Raw genomic sequence first — 20,948 nt, 5'->3', positions numbered from 1 at the left:
CCAACTCGTACGAAACTCATATCATCGGAAACTCGTACGTCAGGTCGGGTCGGGACCCGGCGCGGATTCCGGCGGGATGGGATCCGGTACGGGCACCCCGCTGGGCTCGGGTACCGGCCGGTCCGGACCCGGGCCCGGAGGTACGGGATCCGGGCCGGGCGGCGCCGGGTCCGGGTCCGGCCCGACCGGGTCCGCCGGGATCGGCTCGGGTGGGGCCGGGGGTGCGGTCATGCGGTCCGCTGCGATCGGCATCGATCTCCCTCCGCCGTCCGTGGCTCGGGCGGCTGTCACTCTTGGTTACCCAATACGCCCGTCCGGGAAAACCCCGCTTGACCCTGACACCGTGTCAGGCCGTACCCCTGGGGCATGACCTTCCGGACCGCCACCGAGGTGGCCACCGAGATCCGCCGTGGCGCGCTTTCGGCCCGTGACCTGACCGAAGAGCTCCTGGACCGCATCGACCAGTCCACGCTAAACGCCGTTGTCGAGACCCGCCGTGAAGTCGCGCTCCGGGCCGCCGAAGACGCCGATCGGGCGGTCGCGCGCGGCGACGCCGTCGGCCCGCTGCACGGCGTGCCGATGACGATCAAGGACGCCTTCGCCGTCGAAGGCATGCGCACGACCTGGGGTGAACCGGCGTTCGCGAAGTGCGTCGCGGACCGGGACGCCGCCGTCGTCGCACGGCTGCGGGCCGCCGGCGCGATCGTCGTCGGCAAGTCGAATGTGCACCACATGCTCGCCGACTTCGGGCAGACGGCGAACCCGGTGTACGGCCGCACGCTCAACCCGCGGGACCCGGCGCGCACGTCGGGCGGCTCGTCCGGGGGCGCCGCGGCGGCGGTCGCCGCGGGCCTGAGCTACCTGGAGTACGGCTCGGACCTGGCCGGTTCGATCCGGATCCCGGCCGCCTACTGCGGGGTCTACGGCCTCAAGCCGACCGCGGGAACCGTTCCCCTGCGCGGGTTCCAGCCGCCCGGGCCGCTCGCGGACCCCGGGCGGGACTTCCCGTCGGCGGCCGGGCCGCTCGCCCGCTCGGCGGCCGACCTGCGGCTCGCCCTCGGTGTCACCGGCGGGCCGGACGGCGCCGAGGCGCACGCGTACTCGTGGCGGCTCGCGCCTCCGCGGCACACCAGCCTGGACGGGTTCCGCGTCGGCGCCGTGCTCGACGACCCGCGCTGCCCGGTGATCAGCGAGGTGGGTGACGCGCTGTCGGACGCCGTCGACGCCCTCGCTCGCGCCGGGGTCGAGGTCACCGAGGGCTGGCCGGACGGCGTCGATCCGGCGGCCCAGGCCGAGTCGTTCGGATTCCAGGTGCAGCTGTTCTTCGCGATGCACGAAGGCGATCTCGACGGCGTCGTCGAGCAGGAGCGGCGGCGGCTGGCTTCGGCGGCGGCGTGGGGCCGGTACTTCCGGGACACCGACGTCTTCCTCTCCCCCACGGTGTTCACCATGGCGTTCCCGTGCGACAGCGAGCAGAGCCGCTACGACGACCAGGTGTTCTGGATCGCGCAGGCGTCACTGCCCGGCCTGCCCGCGGTGACGGCGCCGGTCGGCGGCCCGCTGCCCACGGGCCTCCAGGTGGTCGGCCCGGCGCACGAGGACGACACGGCGATCACGTTCGCCGGGCTCGCCGCGGACGTCACGGGCGGGTTCGTCCCGCCTGGGGAATGATCGGCGGATGTTCTCGATCGGGGACTTCGCCCGCCACGGCCGGGTGTCGGTCCGGATGCTGCGCCACTACGACGCGCTCGGGCTGCTGCGCCCGGCCCGGGTCGACCCCGCGACCGGCTACCGCAGCTACACCGCGGGACAGCTGGCCCGGCTCAACCGGATCGTCGCGCTCAAGGACCTCGGGTTCACCCTCGAGCAGGTGGCGACGCTGCTGGCCGAGGAGGTGCCGGTCGAGCGGGTGCGCGGGATGCTGGACCTGCGCCGCGCGGAGCTGGCGGCCGCGGTCGCGGAGACCGCGGCGAAGCTGGCGCAGGTCGAGGCCCGGCTGCGGACGATCGAGGACGAGGGCCGCGCGCCCGCGTACGACGTCGTGGTCAAGGAGCTGCCGGCCATGCGGGTGGTCGAGCTGACCGGCGTCGCGGCGGGGTTCGCGCCGGAGGCGATCGGCCCGGTCGTGCGCCCGCTGTGCGCGGAGCTGGGGCGGCGGCTGCCGGCCGCGGACGTGACGCCGGCCGGGCGGCTGACCTGCTACTACGAGCAGTGCGCGGAGGACGAGGTCGTGGTGCACGCGGCGATCCCGGCGTCGATCGGCCCGGGTGACCTGAACGGCCTGAGCGTCGCGGACCTCCCGGCGACCCGCGCGGCGACGCTGGTCCACCGCGGCGCGATCGACGGTGTGCTGCCGAGCTGGCAGGCGGTGGTCCGGTGGATCGAGGAGCACGGCCACCGCTCGGCGGGGGCGCAGCGGGAGCTGTACCTGGACTGCCCGGCGGATCCGGCGGGCTGGGTGACCGAACTGCAGGAACCGATCGGCTGAAAACGTTGCTATCGTTCCGCGGCGTGCACCACCTCGAAGAACTCACGGTCGTCTGGCGCTCGGCGATCCTCCCGCGGGAGTACCGGCCGCGCGGTCCGCTCGTCGAAGTCCACCTCGTTCCGGCCGCGCCGGCACGCTACGGAACGCCGGAACTCGAACGGGTCCGCGACAAACTCGCGGCGGAGTTCACCCGCGCCGGTTCCTCCGAGGGCGGCGCCTGGGCGTTTTCGAACGCCGAGGACCGCGGGCTCGCGGTGCTGAGCACCGGCCAGCGGACGTGCTGGTTCCCGTTCGAAGAGGCCGATCTCGCCAAGCGGGTCGCGGACCGGCTGCACGCGCTGCTGGACCTCGGGCTTCCGGTGCCGGACAGCCTCGCGCCGGCGATCGGGCTGGACCCGGTCGCCTCGACGATCAAGGTCGCCGCCCGCAGCGTGAGCAGTCCCGGGCGGATCCGGATCGGGACCGAAGACGCGTTCTCGCCGGACGAGCTGCGCCGGACGTCGCGGGAGATCGCCGAAGGACTCCTCGCCCGGCTCGCCGCGCCGCTGGGTTAGTCCGCGCGCGGGTGGTGCGGCTGGGTGTGCTCGCCCGGGGGCAGGTCGCGGTCCAGGTGGTCCGCGTGGTGCAACGCCTGGGCCAGCAGGCCGCGGACGTGGTTGTCGGCCGCCGAGTAGTAGACGAACGTGCCTTCGCGGCGGCCCTTCACCAGGCCCGCCAGCCGCAGTTTCGCCAGGTGCTGGCTGACCGCCGTCGGGGCCGCGCCGGCCAGGTCCGCCAGGCACGCCACCGAGGACTCGCCCTGGAGCAGGGCCCACAGGACCTTGATGCGGGTGGGGTCGGCCAGCAGGCGGAACGACTCCGCGGCCAGGTGGACCTGCTCGTCGGTGGGCATGTCGAACTCGGGCAGCTCCGCGTGCATGCGGCTACCCTACTACTTGCGTATATGCGTGCTTACGCAGGTATGGTGCCACCATGAGCAAGGGACACGGGCACCGCCACTCGCGGTGGCGGCCGCACAGCCACGACAGCGCCGACCGTGTCGACCACGCCCTCGAGACGAGCAGGCGCGGGATGCGGGCGCTCGTCCGGTCCTTCGCCGCACTGTTCGTCACGGCCGTCGCGCAGCTGGCGCTTGTGCTCGTCACGGGCTCGGTCGCGCTGCTGGGCGACACCATCCACAACTTCGCCGACGCGCTGACCGCCGTCCCGCTCGGCATCGCGTTCCTGCTGGGACGGCGGGCGGCGACGCGCCGCTACACCTACGGCCTCGGGCGCGCGGAAGACCTCGCCGGTGTGGTCGTGGTGCTCGTCGTCGCGGCGTCGGCCGTGGTCGTCGGGTACGAGTCCGTACTGCGGCTGCTCGATCCGCGGCCGGTCGGCCACCTCTGGGTCGTCGCGGCCGCCGGGGTGGTCGGGTTCATCGGGAACGAATTGGTGGCGCGCTACCGGATCACCGTCGGGCGCGAGATCGGCTCGGCCGCCCTGGTCGCCGACGGCCTGCACGCGCGCACCGACGGCTTCACGTCCCTGGCCGTCGTGCTCGGCGCGGCCGGCGTCGCGCTCGGCTTTCCCGCCGCGGACCCGATCGTCGGGCTCGGCATCACCGTCGCGATCCTGTTCGTCCTGCGCGACGCGGCGAAGGAGGTGTTCCGGCGGCTGCTGGACGCCGTCGACCCGGCGACGGTCGAGCTGGCCGAAGCCACCGCGCGGGACGTCCCGGGGGTGCTCGGCGCCGGGCCGCTGCGGATGCGCTGGATCGGGCACCACCTGCGCGCCGAACTCGCGGTCACGGTCGAAACGACGTTGACCGTCGAACAGGCCCACCGCATCGCCCACGACGTCGAGCACCGGCTGCTGCACGCGGTGCCGAGGCTGACGGCGGTCGCCGTCCACACCGAACCCGCGACCGGCGCCGAGGCGGCCCACGACGAGCTGGCCCACCACCACTAAGCGGTGCGGCGCAGGCCGAACGCCAGCTTGAGGACGACCAGCAGGACCGTGCCGATGATCAGCGGCTGGCCCAGGATCAGCTGGACCACCGCCGGCATCACCTTCAGGGTCGGCGCCGGGACGAACAGGCCGCCGATCGCGGTGATGAACGGGAAGCCGGCCAGCATCAGGTTGTCGCGGGACCAGTGCACCGGCGAGAGGACGTCGATGGCGCTGGCGAACAGGACACCGAACAGCACCGTGCCGGCCGCGGCCAGCACCGGGAGCGGGACGGCCTGCAGCAGCCGGTCGAACGGGCCCAGCCCGCCCAGCACCAGCAGGATCACGCCGGTGGCGAGGGTGACGTAGCGGGAGCCGACCTTCGTCACGCGCAGCAGGCCGATGTTGTCCGGGTAGGCCAGCGTCGACATGCCGCCGAAGACCGCACCGACCGTGCTGCCCAGCACCTCGCCGAACACGCCCTGGGCCACCCGCTGGCCGGACAGCTCCTGGCCGCCCCAGCCGGCGACGATGTCGTAGGTCGCGATGCTCTCGGCGATCGCGGGCAGCAGCGTGATGAAGAAGATCAGCACCAGGTCGGCGTGCACCTCGAAGCCGAACGGGAAGATCCGCGGCACGGTGACGCCGATGTTCTCCCCCACCGCGCCGAAGTTCGTCGGCGCCAGCAACGCGTAGACGAGCGTGCCGACGACCACGGCGACCAGGACCGCACCCCGGCGCAGCAGTTTCCCGCGGCGCAGCAACGTGAGCGCGATGACGAGCGCCGCCGCGACGCCACCCGCGAGCAGGTTCACCCACGGGAAGCCGGGGCTGGTGGGCGTGCCCAGCCAGTTCGGCAGGGCCGTGCTCGTCAGCTGGGTGGCCAGGATCAGCACCAGCACACCGGAGATGATCGGGTCACGCACGAACTTCGCCAGGTACGTGATCGGCCCGAACCGCTTGAGGGGCACGGCGATCACGCACCAGATCAGCCCGGCGACGACCATCGAGCCGAACGCCGCGCCGAGGCCGCCGCGGCCGTGCCCGACGGCCAGCAGCGCGGCCAGCGAACCCGCGTACGGGCCCTGGATGATCGGCAACCGCAGCAGCAGCACCGACTGCAGGATCACGACCAGCCCGGACGTCATGAACGTGACGCCGTAGAGGTAGGCCGTGTCGCCGGCGGACAGCTTGAACGCCGTGCCGATCAGCGCGGGGAAGATCAGCAGGCCCGCCATGCCCAGGATGTTCTGGATCCCGAGCCCGACCGCGCTGCCGACGCGGACCTTGTCGTCGATGCCGACGTCGAAGACGGGAACGGGCGCGGCCGGCGCGTCGACGGTGAGGCGAGTGGCCATCGGAACTCCTGGGGAGCGGGATCAGCGGACGGGACGGGGAGCGCGCAGCCGGGCGGCCCAGCGTTCGAGCATGCCGGCGAGGACGAAACGAACCAGCTCGGACGCCTTCATCGGCGGCGCCTCGGCCCGCGGCTTGCTCACCGGGGGCGGCGGCGCGGCGGGCGCGGGTTCGGCGGTTTCGACATCGGCGGGCGCGCCCTGTTCGATCCGCTCCCGCACCCGCGCCGCCAGCTCGCCGACCATCCGGCCGGAGACGTCGGCCATGATGCCGCGGCCGAACTGCGCGAGCTTGCCGGAGATCGTGAGGTCGGTCGCCAGCACGACGTTCGCGCCGTCGCCGGCCGGGGTGACGCGCATGGTGGCTTTCGCTTTGGCCGTCCCCGAACCGCGGGTGTCCTTGCCGTCGGCCAGCAGCACGGCGGTGCGCGCGACGGCGTCGCGTTCGACGACCTTCGCCACCCCCTGGTAGGCCGCGGTCACCGGACCCACCTTGATCTTCACCCTGCCCTGGTAGGAGTCGTCGCCCAGGTCCTCGGTGAGCTCGGCGCCCGGGAAGCACGCGGCGACGTTGTGGGCGTCCTGCAGGAAGCGGTACACCTCGTCCGGGTCGGCGGCGACCTCGAAGGAGTTCTCGATGAGCATCAGGCGACCTTCTCTTCGGCGACCGAGGTGGCTGAGGCGGCGGCGAGCAGGGCGTCGACGACGCGGGCGGGGGTGATCGGCGCGCGGGTGATGCGCGCCCCGAGCGGGCGCAGCGCGTCCTCGACGGCGTTGGCGATCGCGGCGGGCGGCGGGACGGTCCCGCCCTCCCCCGCGCCCTTCGCGCCGAGCGGGTTGAGCGGGCTGGGTGATTCGATGTGGAACAGGTCGACCGGCGGCACCTCGGCCGAGGACACCAGCGCGTAGTCGAGGTAGCTCGTGGCCTGCGGAGTGGCCTCGTCGTCGTAGACGGCTTCCTCGTACATCGCGTTGCCGAGGCCGTGGGCGAACCCGCCGAGCACCTGGCCGTCGACGAGCAGCGGGTTGATCACGGTGCCGCAGTCGTGCCCGATGACGTACTTGAGGATGCTGATCTCGCCGGTCTCCGGGTCCACCTCGACCAGCGCGGCGTGCGCGCCACTGGCGTAGGCGGCCCGTTCCGGCGAGAAGTAGCTGGACGTCTCGAGCCCGGCGGTGATGCCACGCGGGAGCGTGATGCCGTGCTTGCCGATGTTGGCGACCTGCGCGAGTTGTTGCAGGGAAACGGACTTCTCGCGGTCGCCGCCCAGGCAGGCGAGGTCGCCGTCGAAGTCCACTTCGGACGCATCGCAGCCCAGCAGCACCGCCGCGGTGTCGAGCAGCCGGGCGCGCATCTGCTTGGCCGCGTCGAACACCGCGGGCCCGCAGGTCGCCGTGATGCGGGAGGCGAACGTGCCCTGGCCGAACGGGATCCGGGCGGTGTCGCCCGTGGTGACCTCGATGTAGTCCATGCCGAGCCCGAGGCCGTCGGCGGCGATCTGGGCGTAGATCGTCTCGTAGCCCTGGCCCTGCCCGGCCGCGGCGAGCGTGACGAGGATCCGGCCGCGGTTGGTGACGCGGATCTTCGCGCCTTCGTACGGGCCGAGGCCGCAGCCCTCGACGTAGACGGCGAGCCCGATCCCGACGTACCGGCCCTCCTTACGCAGGCGGGCTTGCTCCTGACGAGCGGCGGAGTAGCCGATGCGCTCGAGCGCGCCTTCCAGCAGGGCCGGGAAGTTGCCGCTGTCGTAGGTCAGCGGACTGCCGTCGCGGAACATGATGCCGACGCGGTACGGGAACTCGTCGGCCTGGATCAGGTTGCGGCGGCGCACCTCCGCGGGGTCGAGCCCGAGGTGCGCGGCGATCCGGTCCATCATCCGTTCCATCACGAACACCGCCTGCGGCCGGCCCGCACCCCGCACCGACGAGGTCGGGACCATGTTGGTGTAACAGGCCCGCAGCTCGATCCCGATGTTCGGCACCTTGTACGGCCCGGGCACCGTGGACGTCGTGATCGACGGGACCTGCAGACCGGCACAGTACGCGCCCTGGTCGTGTTCGATCACGTCCTTGACCGCCAGCAGCCGCCCGTCGTCGTCGAAGCCGACGTCGATCCGGTGCGTCTGCGAGCGTTCCATCATGGCCGAGACGAAGTTCTCCTGCCGGTCCTCGACCCACTTCACCGCGCGGCGCAGCTTCTTCGCGACCCACGGGATGACGACTTCCTCGCCGTAGAACTGGGCTTTCGGGCCGAAGCCGCCGCCGACGTCCGGCGGGGCGATCACGCGCAGGTCGTCCTCGGCCATCTCGTAGATCACGGACAGCTGCTGGCGCGCGTAGTGCGGCGACTGCGTGGTGTCCCAGATGGTCAGCTGCCCGGTGGCCGGCTCGAACCGCGCGGCCACCGCCCGCGGTTCCATCGAGTGCCCGCCGCCGCGCATCTGGTAGAACTCCTCGCTCAGCGTGTGCGGCGCGGTGCGCAGGGCTTCCGTCGCGTTCCCGGCGTTCTGGGTGAGCAGGACGGCGACGTTCGACTCGTCGCCGGTGTGGGCGAGCGGGCCGCCGGGGCGCAGCGCGGCGGCGGTGGAGCCGACCGCGGGCAGCACCTCGTAGTCCACGTCGATCAGTTCGAGCGCGTCTTCGGCGAGGTACCGCGATTCGGCGATCACGACGGCCAGCGGCTCGCCGACGTAGTGCAGTTCCTCCGGAGGCATCGGCAGCCGCGGGTAGTCGCGCAGCTGCGGGTGCAGCACCTTGGGCGCCAGGGGTTTCTGGATCTCCGGCAGGTCCGCACCCGAGTAGACCGCGATGACGCCGGGCAGGGCGAGCGCCTCGGAGGCGTCGAACGCCGTGATCCGGGCGTGCGCGTGCGGGGAGCGCAGGAACGCGGCGGCGAGCGCGTCGGGCAGGTCGAGGTCGTCGAGGTAGCGGCCGCGGCCGGTGAGCAGCCGCTCGTCCTCGCGGCGCGGCAGCCGGACGCCGATCATCTTCTCAGGCATCGGACCGTCCTTTCGCGACGTCCAATACGGACTGGACGAGGCCCGTGTAGCCGGTGCAGCGGCAGATGTTCCCGCTCAGCACCTCACGCGCCTGCGTCTCGTCGCGCACGGTGTCCTCGCGCAGCGCCGCGGTGACGCTCATCAGGAAGCCCGGGGTGCAGAACCCGCACTGCAGTGCGTGGTTGCGCTTGAACGCCTGCTGCAGCGGGGCCAGCTCACCGCCGTCGGCCAGGCCTTCGACGGTCTCGACCGCCGCGCCGTCGGCCTGCACGGCCAGCATCAGGCACGACCGGGTCGCCGCGCCGTCGACGATCACCGTGCAGGCGCCGCAGACGCCGTGCTCGCAGCCGAGGTGGGTGCCGGTCAGCCGCAGCTTCTCGCGCAGGAAGTCGGCCAGGGTGAGGCGCGCGTCGACACTCTCGTCGAACTCCTCGCCGTTCACCGTGCCCCGGACCCGGTGGGTCGCGTCCTCAAGCATGGGCCTTCTCCTGGATGTCGGCGAGCGCGCGCTTGACCAGCACGCCGGTGAGCCGGGCGCGGTACGCGGCGCTCGCGTGGATGTCGCCGGTGGGGTCGACCTGGGCGCGGGCGGTGGCCTCGGCGGCCGCGCCCAGGTCGGGTCCGAGACGCTGGCCGACGACGAGCTGCTCGGTGTCGGTCAGCCGCTGGGGAGTCGGGGCGACGCCGGCCGCGGCGATGCGGCACGCCGTCACGACACCCGTGGTGTCCACTTCGCACACCGCGGCCACGGCTGCGAGAGCGAAGTCGCCGCGCCGGGTCGCGAACTCGCGGAACGCGGAGAACTGGTTAGCGCCGGGACGCTCGACGCTCACTTCGAGCAGCAGCTCGTCCGGCTCCAGCGCGGTCGTCAGGTGGAACAGGAAGAAGTCCTCCGCGGCGACGGTGCGGACCCCGCGGGCCGAGGCGAGCGTGAACTTGGCGTCGAGCACGGTGAGCACACTCGGCAGCTCGGCGGCCGGGTCGGCGTGGGCGAGGCTGCCGCAGACGGTGCCGCGGTTGCGGATCTGCGGGTGCGCGACTTGGTGCAGGGCTTCGGTGAGCACCGGCAGCAGGGACGCGGCCTCGGCCGAGCGTTCGACCTGCCGCTGCCGCACCAGGGCCGGGATGGTGATCGTCTCGGCGCCGAACGTCGGCTCGCTCCACTGCGCGCCCAGCCGGTTGATGTCGACGAGGTGGTCGATGTGGGCCAGCCGGAAGTTGAGCATCGGCATCAGGCTCTGGCCGCCGGCCAGCACCTTCGCCTCGTCGCCGTGTTCACGCAGCAGCTCCAGGGCTTCGCCGAGCTCGCGGGGCGCGTGGTAGGTGAAGCGGGCGGGTTTCATCGGGTCTCCGTGACGTGACGCAGGTGCTGGCGCACGCGCCCGGCCAGCAACGGCCGTTCGACGAGCGAGAGGTGCCGCAGGTCGGGCAGGATCTCCAGCTCGGCCCCGGGAATCCCGTCGGCCAGGACGCGGGCCATCGACGGCGGGGTCGCGTAGTCGTGGCGCCCCGCCATGACCAGCGTCGGCGCGGTGACCGCGGGCAGCAGCGGCCGGGAGTCCATGGCGCCCATGGCGATCGACGCCGCCGCGTGGGCTTCGCTGTTGGTGCGCAGGAAGATCTTGACGACCCGGTCGGCTTCGGCGCGGTGGGTGTCGAGGAACTCCGGGGAGAACCAGCGGTCCAGCTGGAAGGGCACCTGCTTGGCCCGCGGCACGGTGACGGCCTTCTGCGCGCGCTCGGCCCAGGCGGCGGCCGCGTCTTCGCCGTACCAGGCGGTGGTGTCCGCCAGCACCAGCGAACGGGCGCGGTCCGGGTAGCGCCCGGCGAAGTTCACCGCGACGCTGCCGCCCAGCGACAGCCCGAGCAGGCTCGCGGACGGCAGGTCCAGCGCGTCGAGCGTCCGCGCGACGTCGTCGGCGAGGTCCTCGATGGTGAACGGCTTGCCGTCCCACGCGCTGTCGCCGTGCCCGCGCAGGTCGAGCGCGAACACCTGGAACTCGTCGGACAGCGCTTCGGCGAGCGGGGTCCACAGCTCGCCGGAGAGGGCCAGCGGGTGCAGCAGCACCAGCGGGTCCCCCGCGCCGCGGCGGCGGACGGCCAGGGACGGGCTCATGCGGGCCTCCGGAAGAGGGTCTCGGCGTTGGCGTGCAGGACCGCGTCGACGGCGTCCTCGCCGAGCCCGCTCCCGCGCACGGTTTCCACCGGCTGCGGGTCGCCGAGGGCGAAGGGGTAGTCGCTGCCGAGCAGCACCCGCCCGGCGCCGACGAGCCCGGCGAGGAACCCGACCGCCGGGCCGGAGAGCCCGACCGTGTCGTAGTGGAAGTCCGTCAGGTACGCCGAAGGCCGTTCGCGGGCCAGCTCGACGTCGAACGCTTCCTTGGTGCGGTAACCGCCGTCGAGGCGATGGGCCTGGTACGGCAGGAAACCACCGCCGTGCACCAGGACGAGCTTCAGGTCCGGGTGGCGATCCAGGACGCCGGCCAGGATCAGCCGGGTGACCGCGACGGTGTTGTCGATCAGCCGGCCGTGGACGTTGCCCATGGTGCCGAGCGAGGCGAGGTCGCCGGACGGCCCGCACGTCGGCGGGTGCAGCACCACCGGGATCCCCTCGCGGGCCGCGACCGTCCACAGAGGATCGAACGCCGGTTCGTGCGGCGCCGGCCCGGTCGGCGGGTCGGTGTTCAGCAGCAGGCCGGCGAACTCCGGCCGCTTCCACGCCTCCAGGAGGTCGTCGGCGGCGCGGTCGCCGTCGTCGGTCGCCACGGACGCCAGCGCCACCGTGGTGTGCTCCGCCGCCGACTCGGCCATCGCGTCGTTGACCGTGCGTGCCCAGTCACGGGCTCGCCCCGGGTTCAGCTGCGCGGCCAGGACGTCCAGCCACGGCGAGAGGACCTGCCGGGTGACGCCGGTCTGGCGCAGCCAGGCCGCCCGCGGCGCGGTCGCGGTCATCCGCGCGCCGATCGGCCGGGTGTCGCCGGCGCCGGGCACGGCCACCACCCAGCCCTGCTCGGTGCGCCGCGCCGAGAACCCCGCGACCGGGGCCTGTTCCAGGGCGGTCAGCAGCGAGGGCGGCACGATGTGCGCGTGCGTGTCGAGGACTTCCGTCCGACTCACCTCCAGCGGTCGGGTTGGTCCCCTGAAGCTAGGTTCGCGGCGGCGGGAGGACCAGCGCGCTTTCCTGGCAGGACCGGTAAGGAGTTCTAACAGCGCAACCCTCGCGCCCGCCCGGACTTCGTGATGCGATGGCGGGACAGTCCGAAGAGGAAGGGCGGCGGTCGTGACTCAGACGCGGAACGTGGTCGTGGCGATCACCGGCGCCAGCGGAGCGTGCCTGGGTGTGCGCATCCTGCAACTGCTGCGGGAGCAGCCGGGGTTCCGGACGCACCTGGTGCTGTCCAAGGCCGGGATCCTGACGCTGCGCCACGAATGCGACCTGTCGGTGGCCGACGTGCGCGCGCTCGCCGACGTCACCCACCGGCCGGGCGAGATCGGGGCGACCATCGCGTCCGGCTCGTTCCCGGTGGCCGCGATGCTGGTCGCGCCGTGTTCGGTCAAGACGCTCTCGGCGATCGCCACGGGCTACACCGACGACCTGGTCAGCCGCGCCGCCGACGTCTGCCTCAAGGAGGGACGGCCGCTGCTGCTGATGGTGCGCGAGACGCCGTTGCACCTCGGGCACCTGCGGTCGATGGTCGCGGTGACCGAGGCGGGCGCGATCGTCGCGCCGCCGGTGCCGGCGTTCTACCCGCGGCCGCGGTCGGTCGGGGACCTCGTGGACTACACCGCTCGCCGAGCGCTGGCGCGGGTGGGACTATGGGAGCTGGCGCCCGAACCGTGGGACGGCGAGCTGAGCAGGGCCGACCCCGCCGACCTGCTGGGGCGGTGACGAAAGGGGCCGGAGTGCTCGAGGCCCGGCGGCTGCAGATCTTCTCGGCGGTGGCCGAGCACGGCTCGTTCACCGCCGCGGCCGAAGCCCTGTTCATGACGCATTCCGCGGTCTCCCAGCAGATGGCGCTGCTGGAGCGGCAGCTGGGTGTGCCGCTGATGCTGCGCGGCCCGCGCGGGATCGAGCTCACCGAGGCCGGCCGGCTGCTGGCCGCGCGCAGCACCGGGCTGCTCGGCACGATCGCCCACATCGAGCAGGAGATGCTGGACCTCAAGGCGCAGCACACGTCGGTGCGGCTCGGCGCGTTCCCGACCGCGGGCGCCGACCTCATCCCCCGGGTCGTGAGCGAGTTCCGCAGCCGCGACCCGGAGACGAAGATCGTGCTGCGCCCGGCGCACGCGTCCGACATGACCGCGGCCCTGCGCGACGGCTCGATCCACCTCGGCCTGGTCTGGGACTACGACTTCGACCCGCGGTCGGTGCCCGCCGACGTCGAGTGGATCCACCTGGCCGACGACCCGCTGAGCGTGCTGGTACCGCTGGACCACCCGGTGGCCGGGGAGTCCGAAGTGGAGCTGCGGGAGCTGGCCGGCGAGACGTGGGTGGTGCGCAGCCACCGGCCGCCCTACGACGAGGCGTTCTCGACGCTGTGCCGGCTGTCCGGGTTCGAGCCGCGCATCGGGTTCGCGGCCGAGGACTACCTTTCGGTGCAGGGCCTGGTCGCCGCCGGGATCGGCATCGGCGCGGCCCCGCGGCTGGCGCTGGTCGCGCAGCGCCCCGACGTCGTCGCGGTGCCACTCGCCGGGCCCGCGCCCCGGCGGCGGATCGCCGCGGTGCGGCTGCTCGAAGCGAGTCATCCCCCCGCCGCGCGGCAGATGCTGGAAGTATTGCGGTCGGTGGCGACGACCGACCCGGAGGAGCGCTCTTGACCGACCGGCCCGGCGGCGACATCCTGCGCCAGATGCTGCGGGACGGGCGCACGGACGTCTCGCTGGTCGACCGGATGGTGGAGGACCTGGCGCGGCAGATCATCGACGGGAGCCTGCCGCCGGGCGCCGACGTCAACTCCGTCGAACTGGCCCGCCGGTTCAACTCCAGCCGCACGCCGGTGCGGGAAGCGCTGCTGACACTGCAGCGCGAAGGACTGGTCGACATCCCGGCCCGCCGCCGGCCGCGGGTCGCGCCGGTGACGCTCACCCAGGCCCGTGAGCTGTACGAGATCCGGGCCAGCCTGCACGCGCTCGTCAGCGAGCTGATCGTGGCGCAGGCGCCCGACCTGTCCGTGCTCCGCGGGTGGCAGGCGCGCCTGAACGACGCGGCCGCGGCCGGGGACGTCGACGCGTACTTCTGGCACAACGTGACGTTCCGCCAGGCCGAGGCCGAGGCGGCGGGCAACCGCGAGCTGACCCGCCTGCTCGGGTCACTCGGCCTGCGGACGCTGCAGCTGCGGCACGTGAGCCTGTCGCTGCCGGGCCGGCTGGACCGCTCGGTCGAGGACCACGAACGGCTGCTGCAGGCCTACGCCGACCGCGACGCGACCCTGGCCGTGGCGCTGACGCGGTCGATCATCATGACCGGGCTGCACGCGATCGAGGCGTCCGGCTGGTCAGGTCTCGAAGGCTGAGTCACAGGCGAGCGTCACAGGCCAGCGCCGCGAGCACGAGGTCACCCGCCGCGCGGACCGTCGCCGGGAAGGCGGCCGGGTCCCGGCCGATGCGCTCGGCGCCCGCGCGCATCGCCCCGGACAGCAGCTCCACCGCGAGCGGCACGTCGCCGACGTCGCGGAACTCCCCGCTCGTGATGCCGTCCCGCACGACGTTCTCCACCTCGGCCACGATCGCGTGGAACGGGCCCTCGGGCCCCTTCGGCACGTCGTCGACCAGCGGGCCGGAGCCCGGCAGGAACATCAGCTGCATCGCCTGGTCGGTGGACGCTTCCAGGACCGCGCCGACGATCTCCCGCATCCGGGCCGCGGCCGGCTCGCCCGGCCGCGCGGCGATCGCGGCCACCCGCTCGACCAGCGGCCCGCACGCCCGCCGGGTCAGCGCCAGGACCAGCGCGCCCTTGTCCCGGCCGTAGTTGTAGAGCGTGTTGCGCGCGAGCCCGGCCCGGTCGGCGATGTGGCCCATGGTGATCGAGTCGTACGACCGTTCACCGGCCAGCTGCCGCAGCGCGTCGGCGAGGGCGTTCCACACCAGCTCGTGGTGCTCCTCGATGCTGGCTCCCCGGATCCGCGGCATGCGCTACCGTACCGCCGCGCCCGCGCCCGACAGGTGGGCGTTCTCCTGGTGGCTCGCGGTCAGCTTGACGCGGGTGAGCCGCCAGCCGTCGGCCGTGCGGACCGCCTCGTCGTCGTAGAAACCGACGACCAGCCAGCGGTTCGGGCCGCCGGCGGCGACCTCGTCCGGGACCCAGTGCTCCGCGCGGACGTGCGCGTGGATCTTCGCGCGGTCGCCGTCGAGGTCGACGACGTGACCGGTGATGACGTGGTGGGTGGCCACGAACGGCTCGAAGGACATGCGCAGGTTCTCGAGGTAGTCCGGCAGGGGCACGGTCATCGGCGGGAGGCCGACGACCGACTCGAAGTCGAGGGTCAGCGGATCGGTGAAGACGAGGCCGGGCAGCTTCTCGTACTCCTTCAGGTCGGCGATGTCGGCGTACCGGCCCATCAGTTCGATGAGTTCGATGCGATCGGCTAGCGGGTTCATGAGACCTCCGTTTACGACAACTTGTCGCAAACTATACGACGACCTGTCGTAAAAAGCACTGTGTAAAAGTCGAAAGGTCAAACCCGGCCCGAGCGTTCGATGGCCCGGTAGCCGCGCATCACCAGCGACCGGCTGACCGCCGCCGCCAGGCCCGCGTCGCGGTCCGCATACGCGTTCACCAGGCGTTCGTGGTCGGCGACCGAGTGCAGGAGCCGCCCCGGGAGCGACAGGCTCAGGTGCCGGAACCGGTGCATCTGCAGCCCGAGCGAGCTCAGCCGCCGCTGCAGCTCGCCGTTCTTCGACAGGCTCGCCTCCGCGTTGCGGAAGCCGACGTTGTGCCAGAAGTACGCGTCGACGTCCCCGGCCGCGGCGTCGGCTTCCAGCAGGCCCTGCCACGCGCGCAGGCCCTCGATCTCCTCGTCCGACGCGCGGGCCACCAGCAGCTCACTGACCAGCGCGTACAGGCTCGCCCGGATTTCGTAGATCTCCCGCACCTGCGGCATGGCCACCGGGGACACGTACGGCCGGCGCCGGGGCGGGATGATCACCAGGGACTCGCGTTCCAGCAGCAGCAACGCTTCCCGCACGGGCGTCCGCGAGGTGGTGAACCGCCGGGCCAGCTCGGCCGAGTTGACCTCGTGGCCCGGCGGCAGCCGTCCTTCGACGATGCCGATCGCGATCTCCTGGAAGATCGTGAAGGCGAGCGAGGACCCGCCGTCCGTCCCGCGCAACGCCGTGAACAGCAGCTCCCGCCGCAGGTCGGGGACCTCGACGGCGGTCACTAGCCGAGCACCTCGGGCCAGCGCCTGCTCACTTCGGCGACCAGCTCCGGGCTCGACTCCGCGACCGCCGGGAAGTCCTGCAGCCGTTCGAACGGGCGGCAGGCGTCGATGATCGCGCGGTTGTTGAAGGCGATCGCGCCGGGCGGGGTCAGTGGGTCGACCCGGCTGCCCCAGGTCCGCCTCAGCACCTCGATGTCCAGCGCCGGGTCGGTCCGCCCGCACATCGCCCAGACGACCTCGCCGAGGTCGCGCGGGTTGACGTCGTGGTCGACGACGACGGTGAACCGGTTCATGTACGCCGCGTTCGGCAGCTGCGAGGTGAGGTAGGCAGCCTGGCGCGCGTGGCCGGGGTAGCGCTGCTCGATCGCCACGATCAGCAGCGACCGCCCGCCGCCCGCCTCGTGCGCCCACACCCCGCGGACGCCGGGCAGGCCGGTCTTGCGCAGCGAGTCGGTGATGATCGCGGACTTCATCACCGTGCGCATGTACGAGTAGTCGTGCGGCGGCTTGCCCGGCGGTGCGCCGAGCAGGATGGGGTCGTCGCGGTAGTAGACCTTCTCGACGTCGATGGTGAGGATCGGGTCGCGGGAGCCGGAGTAGTACCCGGTCCACTCGCCGAACGGGCCTTCCGGGCGCTTGTCGTCCGGCCGCACCCAGCCTTCGATGGCGATCTCGGCGTCGAACGGCAGCGGCAGCCCGGTGGCGAGCCCGGCGATCGTGCGCACCGGGGCCCCGGCCATCGCGCCGACGTAGTCGTACTCCGAGACGTCGCCGGGCACTTCGACGCCGGCCGCGACCAGGTAGGCCGGGTGGTGCCCGAGCGACGCGGCGATCGGCGCGCGGCCCTCGGCCTCGAACCAGCGGCGCAGGTGCTGCGCGCCGTGCTTGCCCGCCTCGATGTTGACGCTGGCCGAGCGGCCCTCGTCCTGCACCTGCATCCGGTAGGCGCCGAGGTTGATCCGGCCGGTGTCGTAGTCGCGGGTGACGACCGCGCAGCCGGTGCCGATGTAGCGCCCGCCGTCACCCTCGTGCCAGCGCGGCACCGGGAACTTCAGCAGGTCGACTTCGTCGTCCACATGGGACAGCAGCGGGCCGTCTTTCACGGTCACGGCACGGAAGTCGCCGGAGGACTCGATCCACTCCCCCGGCTTGACGGCCAGCTTCTCGACGAGGTCCTCGTCGGTGTTGTCCCAGCCCAGGCCGAGCACGGACCCGAGCAGCCGCGGGTTGCTGACCGAGCCGGACAGCACGCGCAGGCCGGCCGGGTAGTCCTTGATCGCGTCGAACAGCAGCGCCTTGGGGTGCGAACGCCGGTAGTTGACCTGGGACAGCGCGCCGATCTCCAGCTCCCAGTGGGCGCCTTCGACGGTCTGCACCTCCCCGGCCGCTTCGGCTTCGGCCAGCCACTTACGCAGGTCGGTCATGCGGAACCTTTCGCGAGGTCGTGCGGAGCCGGCCGATCGCCGCCTCGGCGGTGAGCACGTCCGCGTACTTCTGGTCCAGGTCGAACAGGCTCAGCCAGTGCGACGCCTCGAACCGGTCGAAACAGCAGTCGCCGACGACACCCACCCGGTAGCCGCGGCTGCAGGCGTCGACGACGGTCGAGCGCACGCACCCGCTGGTGGCCTCGCCGACGACGAGCAGGGTGTCGTGGCCACCCGCCCGCAGGATCGTGTCGAGCGCGGTGCCGTGGAAGCAGCTGGGCCCGATCTTCTCCAGCACGATGTCGCCGGGTTCCGGCGCCACCTCAGCGACGATGGCGTTCGGGTCCACTGTGGACTTGGGCGTGAGTGCCGAGCCCGGTTTCCGGTTCCACCGGCCGTACCGCGCCGGGGTCGCGTGGAAGTAGATCACCGGCGCACCGGCGTCGCGGGCCGCGTCGAGCACCGGCCCGGTCCGGTCGACCGCCGCCCAGCCGTCCTCGCCGCACGCGCTCGGCCAGTCCTCGACGGCGTCGAAGATGTCCTGACGAGGCAGGCCCAGTGCCGCGTAGTAGAGGTCGACGACAACCACGGCCGGGTTGGTACCGAGACCGAACGGGGCCCGCTTCGCCCACGACGTCGCCGCGAGCACCGCGCGGTCCCGTTCGGTCAGGTACTTCGTCCACTCGGCTTCGAAGGTCATGACGCCGTGAGGCTGTTGTCGATGTACTTCGTGATGTCCGCCGGCGCGCTGGTCTTCGCGTTCGCCGCGGCTTCGTCGAAGGCCTGCTTGATCACCTTCTCGTCCACCGCCGGGGTTTTCGCCCACACGTCGAGGAAGAAGTCGTAGGCGTAGGCGGCCAGGTCGGTGCTCTGCACGCCGCTGTACTTCTGGATGCTCTTCACCGTCTCGGTCTTGTGGCCCCGGATGTACTGCAGCGCCTCGGCTTCCGCCGCGACGAACCGCTTCACGACCTCGCGGTTGCTCTGCAGGTACTTCGACTGCACGGTGTAGGCGCCGAGCGGGAAGGGCATGTTCGACAGCGCGGCGAGCCGGTGCGCGCCCTTGTTGCGGCTCTCGGTGCCGTTGGGCGGCTGGGTGAGGATCGCCGACACCGCGCCGCTGCCCAGCGCCGCGACCTCGGCCGGGACGCCCTTGACGAACACCGCCGTGACGTCTTCGCGCTTGAGGCCGTTCGCCTCCAGCAACGCCGTCAGCCCGAAGTCGCTTTCCGAACCGGGTGAGGTGATCGCGACCTTCTTGCCCTTGAGCCCGGCGACCGACGTGACGTCGGGGCTCGCCCACATCTCCAGGTTGTAGTGGGGTTCGGACATCGCGACGTACTTGAGGTCCGCGCCCTTCATGATCGCCGCCGCGGTGTCGGCCGCGACGCCGACGCCGATCTGGACGCTGTTGCTGGCGAGCCCGGCGACCAGCTGCGAGCTGTCGTTGAGCCGGGTGAGCTTCACGTTCAGGCCGTGCTTGGCGAAGATGCCGTAGTCCTGCGCGGTGTAGAGGTCGGAGTAGCCCGCGCCGAGCGCGGTGTAGCCGATGGTGACCGGCAGCGCGCCGTTCGCGTCGGCGGTGACCGTGCCGCCCGCGCCACCGCCGCACGCGGTGAGGCCGAGCAGCAGGCTGGCGGCGACGACCGTGGTCCGGATTCTCATTCTGCACCTGCCCAGTGGGTGAAACGGCGTTCGACCAGCCGGACGGCCCAGTTCAGCACCAGGGCGAGCACGGCGAGGATGACGATCCCGGCCATCGCCGAGTCCATGTTGAAGTTCGACGTCTGCGTCTGCACGAAGTAGCCGAGGCCTTGGCTGGCCAGGAACAGCTCGGCCACGATCGCCCCGACCAGCGCGCGGCCGACGGCCAGCCGGACCCCCGCCAGGATGTAGGGCAGGGTCGCGGGCAGCGCGATGGTGTAGAAGAACTTCAGCCGCGGCGTGCAGAACACCGTCGCGACGCGCGTGTAGTCGCTGTCGAGGTTCCGGACGCCCGCGGTGATGTTGATGATCAGCGGCAGGATCGCGGCCCACACGATGACGATCACGCGGGAGGTGTTGTCGATGCCGAACCAGAAGATGATGATCGGCAGGAACATCACGTACGGCACCGAGTAGAGGATGTTGACCATCGGCTCGGTCATGTCGTGCAGCACCCGGCTGCGGCCCAGCACCAGCCCGATCGGGATGCCGAGCACGAACGTGATGCCCAGGCCCCACAGCAGTTCCAGGCCGGTCGCGCCGAGTGCGGGGTAGATTTCGCCGCTGCCGAAGAGCTTTCCCTCGGCCGCGGCGATGCGCAGCGGATTGCTGCTGAACGAGACGTCGACGAGGCCGGTCGCCGTGGCGAGCTGCCACAGCACCAGCACGATGAGGATGCCGGCCGTGCCGAGCAGGCCGCTACGGTGTCGCTGCACCCAGCCTGAGCTCGCCGACAGAGTCGCCGGTGCCGGTGGGGTCGTCGTGCGCGGGAGTGACGCTGTTGTCATGGCTCGGCTCCGAAGCTGGGGCGGGTTCGTGGTGGAGGGCCGAAAGGATCTTGTCGCCGTAGGCCAGGAACTCCGCGCTCCGCCGCCAGGCGGCGTCGCGGGGCCGGGGGACGTCGATGACCACTTCCAGCGCGACGTGCGCGGGCGACGGGGAGAACACGAGCACGCGGTCGGCCAGCAGCACGGCCTCGTTGACGTCGTGCGTCACGAACATCGCGGTCTTCTTGGCGCCGACGGCGCCGGCCTGCCAGATCCGCAGCAGCTCGTCCTGCAGGGTTTCGCGGGTCTGCGCGTCGAGCGCGCCGAACGGCTCGTCGAGCAGCAGCAGCGTCGGGTCGGTGGCCAGGGCGCGAGCCAGGTTGACGCGCTGCTTCATCCCGCCGGACAGCTCGTGCGGGTACTTCTTCGCGACCTTGGCCAGGCCGACGACGTCCAGCAGCTCTTCGGCCCGTTTCCGGGCCTGGGCGCTGAGCCGGCCCTGCACCTGCGGTCCGAAGAGGACGTTGTCGAGCACGGTCCGCCACGGGTAGAGCGAGGCGTGCTGGAACACCAGCGACCGCTCCGGCCCCGGCCCGGTGATCGGGCGGCCGGCCAGCTCCAGCGCGCCGCCGGCGACCGGGACGAGCCCGGCGACGGCTTCCAGGAACGTGGTCTTGCCGCAGCCGCTGGGCCCGACGATGACCACGAACTCCTCGTCGTGGATCTGCAGGTTCAGGTCGAGGCACGCGGTGGAGAACGCGCCGCCGCGGCGGGCCTTGTGCCCCAGCAGCAGGTCCCTCGCGTCGAGGCAGACGGCAGTCATCAGCGCACCGCCACCCCGCCCGGCCCCCGGTGGTCTTCTGGCTTGTTCACTACCACTCCTCCTTGACGATGGCTGCACTG

Annotated in this window: 24 protein-coding genes; 7 read left to right on the top strand and 17 right to left on the bottom strand. The window is 72.2% G+C overall.

Annotation, left to right across the window (positions count from 1 at the left end; all coding sequences use genetic code 11):
• Positions 1–39 precede the first annotated feature (39 nt).
• Entirely contained in the window at positions 40–252 is a 213-nt protein-coding gene (locus ACIOD2_RS50255) for a hypothetical protein (protein ID WP_400553238.1), read from the bottom strand.
• Positions 253–366: 114 nt separating this feature from the next.
• On the opposite strand from ACIOD2_RS50255, the gene ACIOD2_RS50250 reads away from it, so the two are divergent.
• From ACIOD2_RS50250 to ACIOD2_RS50240, 3 genes are read left to right on the top strand one after another with little or no spacing between them, the layout of a single operon-like run.
• On the top strand, positions 367–1,671 hold the full coding sequence (locus tag ACIOD2_RS50250) for an amidase family protein (RefSeq protein WP_400553237.1): 1,305 nt from the start codon (positions 367–369) through the stop codon (positions 1,669–1,671).
• A gap of 7 nt (positions 1,672–1,678) precedes the next feature.
• A complete protein-coding gene (locus ACIOD2_RS50245) occupies positions 1,679–2,488 on the top strand; it encodes a MerR family transcriptional regulator (protein WP_400553236.1) in 810 nt (269 codons plus the stop codon).
• Positions 2,489–2,511: 23 nt separating this feature from the next.
• On the top strand, positions 2,512–3,042 hold the full coding sequence (locus tag ACIOD2_RS50240; protein ID WP_400553235.1) for a hypothetical protein: 531 nt from the start codon (positions 2,512–2,514) through the stop codon (positions 3,040–3,042).
• Here ACIOD2_RS50240 and ACIOD2_RS50235 read toward each other — a convergent pair.
• Complete coding sequence (locus ACIOD2_RS50235) at positions 3,039–3,407, bottom strand: ArsR/SmtB family transcription factor (protein WP_392768069.1); 369 nt, start codon at positions 3,405–3,407, stop codon at positions 3,039–3,041. The genes ACIOD2_RS50240 and ACIOD2_RS50235 overlap by 4 nt on opposite strands.
• Positions 3,408–3,460: 53 nt before the next feature.
• Between ACIOD2_RS50235 and ACIOD2_RS50230 the strand changes: the two genes are divergently transcribed.
• Complete coding sequence (locus ACIOD2_RS50230; RefSeq protein WP_400553234.1) at positions 3,461–4,438, top strand: cation diffusion facilitator family transporter; 978 nt, start codon at positions 3,461–3,463, stop codon at positions 4,436–4,438.
• On the opposite strand, the gene ACIOD2_RS50225 is transcribed toward ACIOD2_RS50230, so the two are convergent.
• The 7 genes from ACIOD2_RS50225 to ACIOD2_RS50195 are packed head-to-tail and all read right to left on the bottom strand — an operon-like array spanning position 4,435 to position 11,888.
• Entirely contained in the window at positions 4,435–5,775 is a 1,341-nt protein-coding gene (locus ACIOD2_RS50225; RefSeq protein ID WP_400553233.1) for a uracil-xanthine permease family protein, read from the bottom strand. The two genes, ACIOD2_RS50230 and ACIOD2_RS50225, sit on opposite strands and share 4 nt — an antisense overlap.
• A gap of 21 nt (positions 5,776–5,796) precedes the next feature.
• Positions 5,797–6,417 carry an SRPBCC family protein gene (locus tag ACIOD2_RS50220; protein WP_400553232.1) on the bottom strand — a complete coding sequence of 207 codons (621 nt, stop codon included), beginning with the start codon at positions 6,415–6,417 and terminating at the stop codon, positions 5,797–5,799.
• Entirely contained in the window at positions 6,417–8,771 is a 2,355-nt protein-coding gene (locus tag ACIOD2_RS50215; RefSeq protein ID WP_400553231.1) for a xanthine dehydrogenase family protein molybdopterin-binding subunit, read from the bottom strand. The genes ACIOD2_RS50220 and ACIOD2_RS50215 overlap by 1 nt, the downstream gene beginning before the upstream one ends.
• Positions 8,764–9,249, bottom strand: coding sequence for a (2Fe-2S)-binding protein (locus tag ACIOD2_RS50210; RefSeq protein WP_400553229.1), 486 nt, complete (start codon positions 9,247–9,249; stop codon positions 8,764–8,766). Before ACIOD2_RS50210 ends, ACIOD2_RS50215 begins: the two co-directional genes overlap by 8 nt.
• The gene (locus ACIOD2_RS50205) at positions 9,242–10,114 is read right to left on the bottom strand and encodes an FAD binding domain-containing protein (protein ID WP_400553228.1); all 873 of its coding nucleotides are present in this window, start codon (positions 10,112–10,114) and stop codon (positions 9,242–9,244) included. The genes ACIOD2_RS50210 and ACIOD2_RS50205 overlap by 8 nt, the downstream gene beginning before the upstream one ends.
• Positions 10,111–10,887 (bottom strand): alpha/beta fold hydrolase, encoded by a 777-nt coding sequence (locus ACIOD2_RS50200; RefSeq protein ID WP_400553227.1) that lies wholly within the window; start codon positions 10,885–10,887, stop codon positions 10,111–10,113. Before ACIOD2_RS50200 ends, ACIOD2_RS50205 begins: the two co-directional genes overlap by 4 nt.
• Positions 10,884–11,888: an amidohydrolase family protein gene (locus ACIOD2_RS50195; protein ID WP_400553226.1), complete on the bottom strand. Its 1,005-nt coding sequence runs from the start codon at positions 11,886–11,888 to the stop codon at positions 10,884–10,886. Before ACIOD2_RS50195 ends, ACIOD2_RS50200 begins: the two co-directional genes overlap by 4 nt.
• A 163-nt stretch (positions 11,889–12,051) precedes the next feature.
• Here ACIOD2_RS50195 and ACIOD2_RS50190 point away from each other — a divergent pair, with 163 nt between their 5' ends.
• Genes ACIOD2_RS50190 through ACIOD2_RS50180 form a run of 3 tightly spaced genes read left to right on the top strand, consistent with a single transcriptional unit; the run spans position 12,052 to position 14,284 of the window.
• Positions 12,052–12,660, top strand: a complete 609-nt coding sequence (locus ACIOD2_RS50190) for a UbiX family flavin prenyltransferase (RefSeq protein WP_400553225.1) — start codon at positions 12,052–12,054, stop codon at positions 12,658–12,660.
• On the top strand, positions 12,657–13,589 hold the full coding sequence (locus ACIOD2_RS50185; RefSeq protein WP_400553224.1) for a LysR family transcriptional regulator: 933 nt from the start codon (positions 12,657–12,659) through the stop codon (positions 13,587–13,589). The genes ACIOD2_RS50190 and ACIOD2_RS50185 overlap by 4 nt, the downstream gene beginning before the upstream one ends.
• On the top strand, positions 13,586–14,284 hold the full coding sequence (locus ACIOD2_RS50180) for a GntR family transcriptional regulator (protein WP_400553223.1): 699 nt from the start codon (positions 13,586–13,588) through the stop codon (positions 14,282–14,284). Before ACIOD2_RS50185 ends, ACIOD2_RS50180 begins: the two co-directional genes overlap by 4 nt.
• A 1-nt stretch (position 14,285) precedes the next feature.
• Here ACIOD2_RS50180 and ACIOD2_RS50175 read toward each other — a convergent pair whose 3' ends face one another.
• The 8 genes from ACIOD2_RS50175 to ACIOD2_RS50140 form a co-directional block, all read right to left on the bottom strand.
• Positions 14,286–14,900, bottom strand: a complete 615-nt coding sequence (locus ACIOD2_RS50175) for a TetR/AcrR family transcriptional regulator (RefSeq protein ID WP_400553222.1) — start codon at positions 14,898–14,900, stop codon at positions 14,286–14,288.
• A gap of 3 nt (positions 14,901–14,903) precedes the next feature.
• On the bottom strand, positions 14,904–15,368 hold the full coding sequence (locus ACIOD2_RS50170) for a nuclear transport factor 2 family protein (RefSeq protein ID WP_400553220.1): 465 nt from the start codon (positions 15,366–15,368) through the stop codon (positions 14,904–14,906).
• A gap of 77 nt (positions 15,369–15,445) precedes the next feature.
• Complete coding sequence (locus ACIOD2_RS50165; RefSeq protein WP_400553219.1) at positions 15,446–16,150, bottom strand: GntR family transcriptional regulator; 705 nt, start codon at positions 16,148–16,150, stop codon at positions 15,446–15,448.
• Entirely contained in the window at positions 16,150–17,574 is a 1,425-nt protein-coding gene (locus ACIOD2_RS50160; RefSeq protein WP_400553217.1) for a UbiD family decarboxylase, read from the bottom strand. The genes ACIOD2_RS50165 and ACIOD2_RS50160 overlap by 1 nt, the downstream gene beginning before the upstream one ends.
• Positions 17,558–18,274, bottom strand: coding sequence for an isochorismatase family protein (locus ACIOD2_RS50155; protein ID WP_400553216.1), 717 nt, complete (start codon positions 18,272–18,274; stop codon positions 17,558–17,560). Before ACIOD2_RS50155 ends, ACIOD2_RS50160 begins: the two co-directional genes overlap by 17 nt.
• Positions 18,271–19,239 (bottom strand): ABC transporter substrate-binding protein, encoded by a 969-nt coding sequence (locus ACIOD2_RS50150; protein WP_400553215.1) that lies wholly within the window; start codon positions 19,237–19,239, stop codon positions 18,271–18,273. Before ACIOD2_RS50150 ends, ACIOD2_RS50155 begins: the two co-directional genes overlap by 4 nt.
• A complete protein-coding gene (locus ACIOD2_RS50145) occupies positions 19,236–19,994 on the bottom strand; it encodes an ABC transporter permease (protein ID WP_400553214.1) in 759 nt (252 codons plus the stop codon). The genes ACIOD2_RS50150 and ACIOD2_RS50145 overlap by 4 nt, the downstream gene beginning before the upstream one ends.
• Positions 19,978–20,868: an ABC transporter ATP-binding protein gene (locus tag ACIOD2_RS50140; protein WP_400553213.1), complete on the bottom strand. Its 891-nt coding sequence runs from the start codon at positions 20,866–20,868 to the stop codon at positions 19,978–19,980. The genes ACIOD2_RS50145 and ACIOD2_RS50140 overlap by 17 nt, the downstream gene beginning before the upstream one ends.
• Between the last annotated feature and the right edge of the window lie 80 nt (positions 20,869–20,948).

The organism is Amycolatopsis sp. NPDC088138, from assembly GCF_044741685.1.
Classification (GTDB): Bacteria; Actinomycetota; Actinomycetes; order Mycobacteriales; family Pseudonocardiaceae; genus Amycolatopsis.
Note: the sequence above shows the minus strand (reverse complement) of the source record. Positions and strands in the feature narration are given on the sequence as shown.

Coding starts and splice junctions, on each gene's coding strand:
- ACIOD2_RS50140 (WP_400553213.1), bottom strand. CDS start 20,868: ATGACTGCCGTCTGCCTCGACGCGAGGGACCTGCTGCTGGGGCACAAG.
- ACIOD2_RS50160 (WP_400553217.1), bottom strand. CDS start 17,574: ATGACCGACCTGCGTAAGTGGCTGGCCGAAGCCGAAGCGGCCGGGGAG.
- ACIOD2_RS50175 (WP_400553222.1), bottom strand. CDS start 14,900: ATGCCGCGGATCCGGGGAGCCAGCATCGAGGAGCACCACGAGCTGGTG.
- ACIOD2_RS50150 (WP_400553215.1), bottom strand. CDS start 19,239: ATGAGAATCCGGACCACGGTCGTCGCCGCCAGCCTGCTGCTCGGCCTC.
- ACIOD2_RS50205 (WP_400553228.1), bottom strand. CDS start 10,114: ATGAAACCCGCCCGCTTCACCTACCACGCGCCCCGCGAGCTCGGCGAA.
- ACIOD2_RS50220 (WP_400553232.1), bottom strand. CDS start 6,417: ATGCTCATCGAGAACTCCTTCGAGGTCGCCGCCGACCCGGACGAGGTG.
- ACIOD2_RS50200 (WP_400553227.1), bottom strand. CDS start 10,887: ATGAGCCCGTCCCTGGCCGTCCGCCGCCGCGGCGCGGGGGACCCGCTG.
- ACIOD2_RS50245 (WP_400553236.1), top strand. CDS start 1,679: ATGTTCTCGATCGGGGACTTCGCCCGCCACGGCCGGGTGTCGGTCCGG.
- ACIOD2_RS50225 (WP_400553233.1), bottom strand. CDS start 5,775: ATGGCCACTCGCCTCACCGTCGACGCGCCGGCCGCGCCCGTTCCCGTC.
- ACIOD2_RS50215 (WP_400553231.1), bottom strand. CDS start 8,771: ATGCCTGAGAAGATGATCGGCGTCCGGCTGCCGCGCCGCGAGGACGAG.
- ACIOD2_RS50155 (WP_400553216.1), bottom strand. CDS start 18,274: ATGACCTTCGAAGCCGAGTGGACGAAGTACCTGACCGAACGGGACCGC.
- ACIOD2_RS50255 (WP_400553238.1), bottom strand. CDS start 252: ATGCCGATCGCAGCGGACCGCATGACCGCACCCCCGGCCCCACCCGAG.
- ACIOD2_RS50210 (WP_400553229.1), bottom strand. CDS start 9,249: ATGCTTGAGGACGCGACCCACCGGGTCCGGGGCACGGTGAACGGCGAG.
- ACIOD2_RS50170 (WP_400553220.1), bottom strand. CDS start 15,368: ATGAACCCGCTAGCCGATCGCATCGAACTCATCGAACTGATGGGCCGG.
- ACIOD2_RS50235 (WP_392768069.1), bottom strand. CDS start 3,407: ATGCACGCGGAGCTGCCCGAGTTCGACATGCCCACCGACGAGCAGGTC.
- ACIOD2_RS50250 (WP_400553237.1), top strand. CDS start 367: ATGACCTTCCGGACCGCCACCGAGGTGGCCACCGAGATCCGCCGTGGC.
- ACIOD2_RS50230 (WP_400553234.1), top strand. CDS start 3,461: ATGAGCAAGGGACACGGGCACCGCCACTCGCGGTGGCGGCCGCACAGC.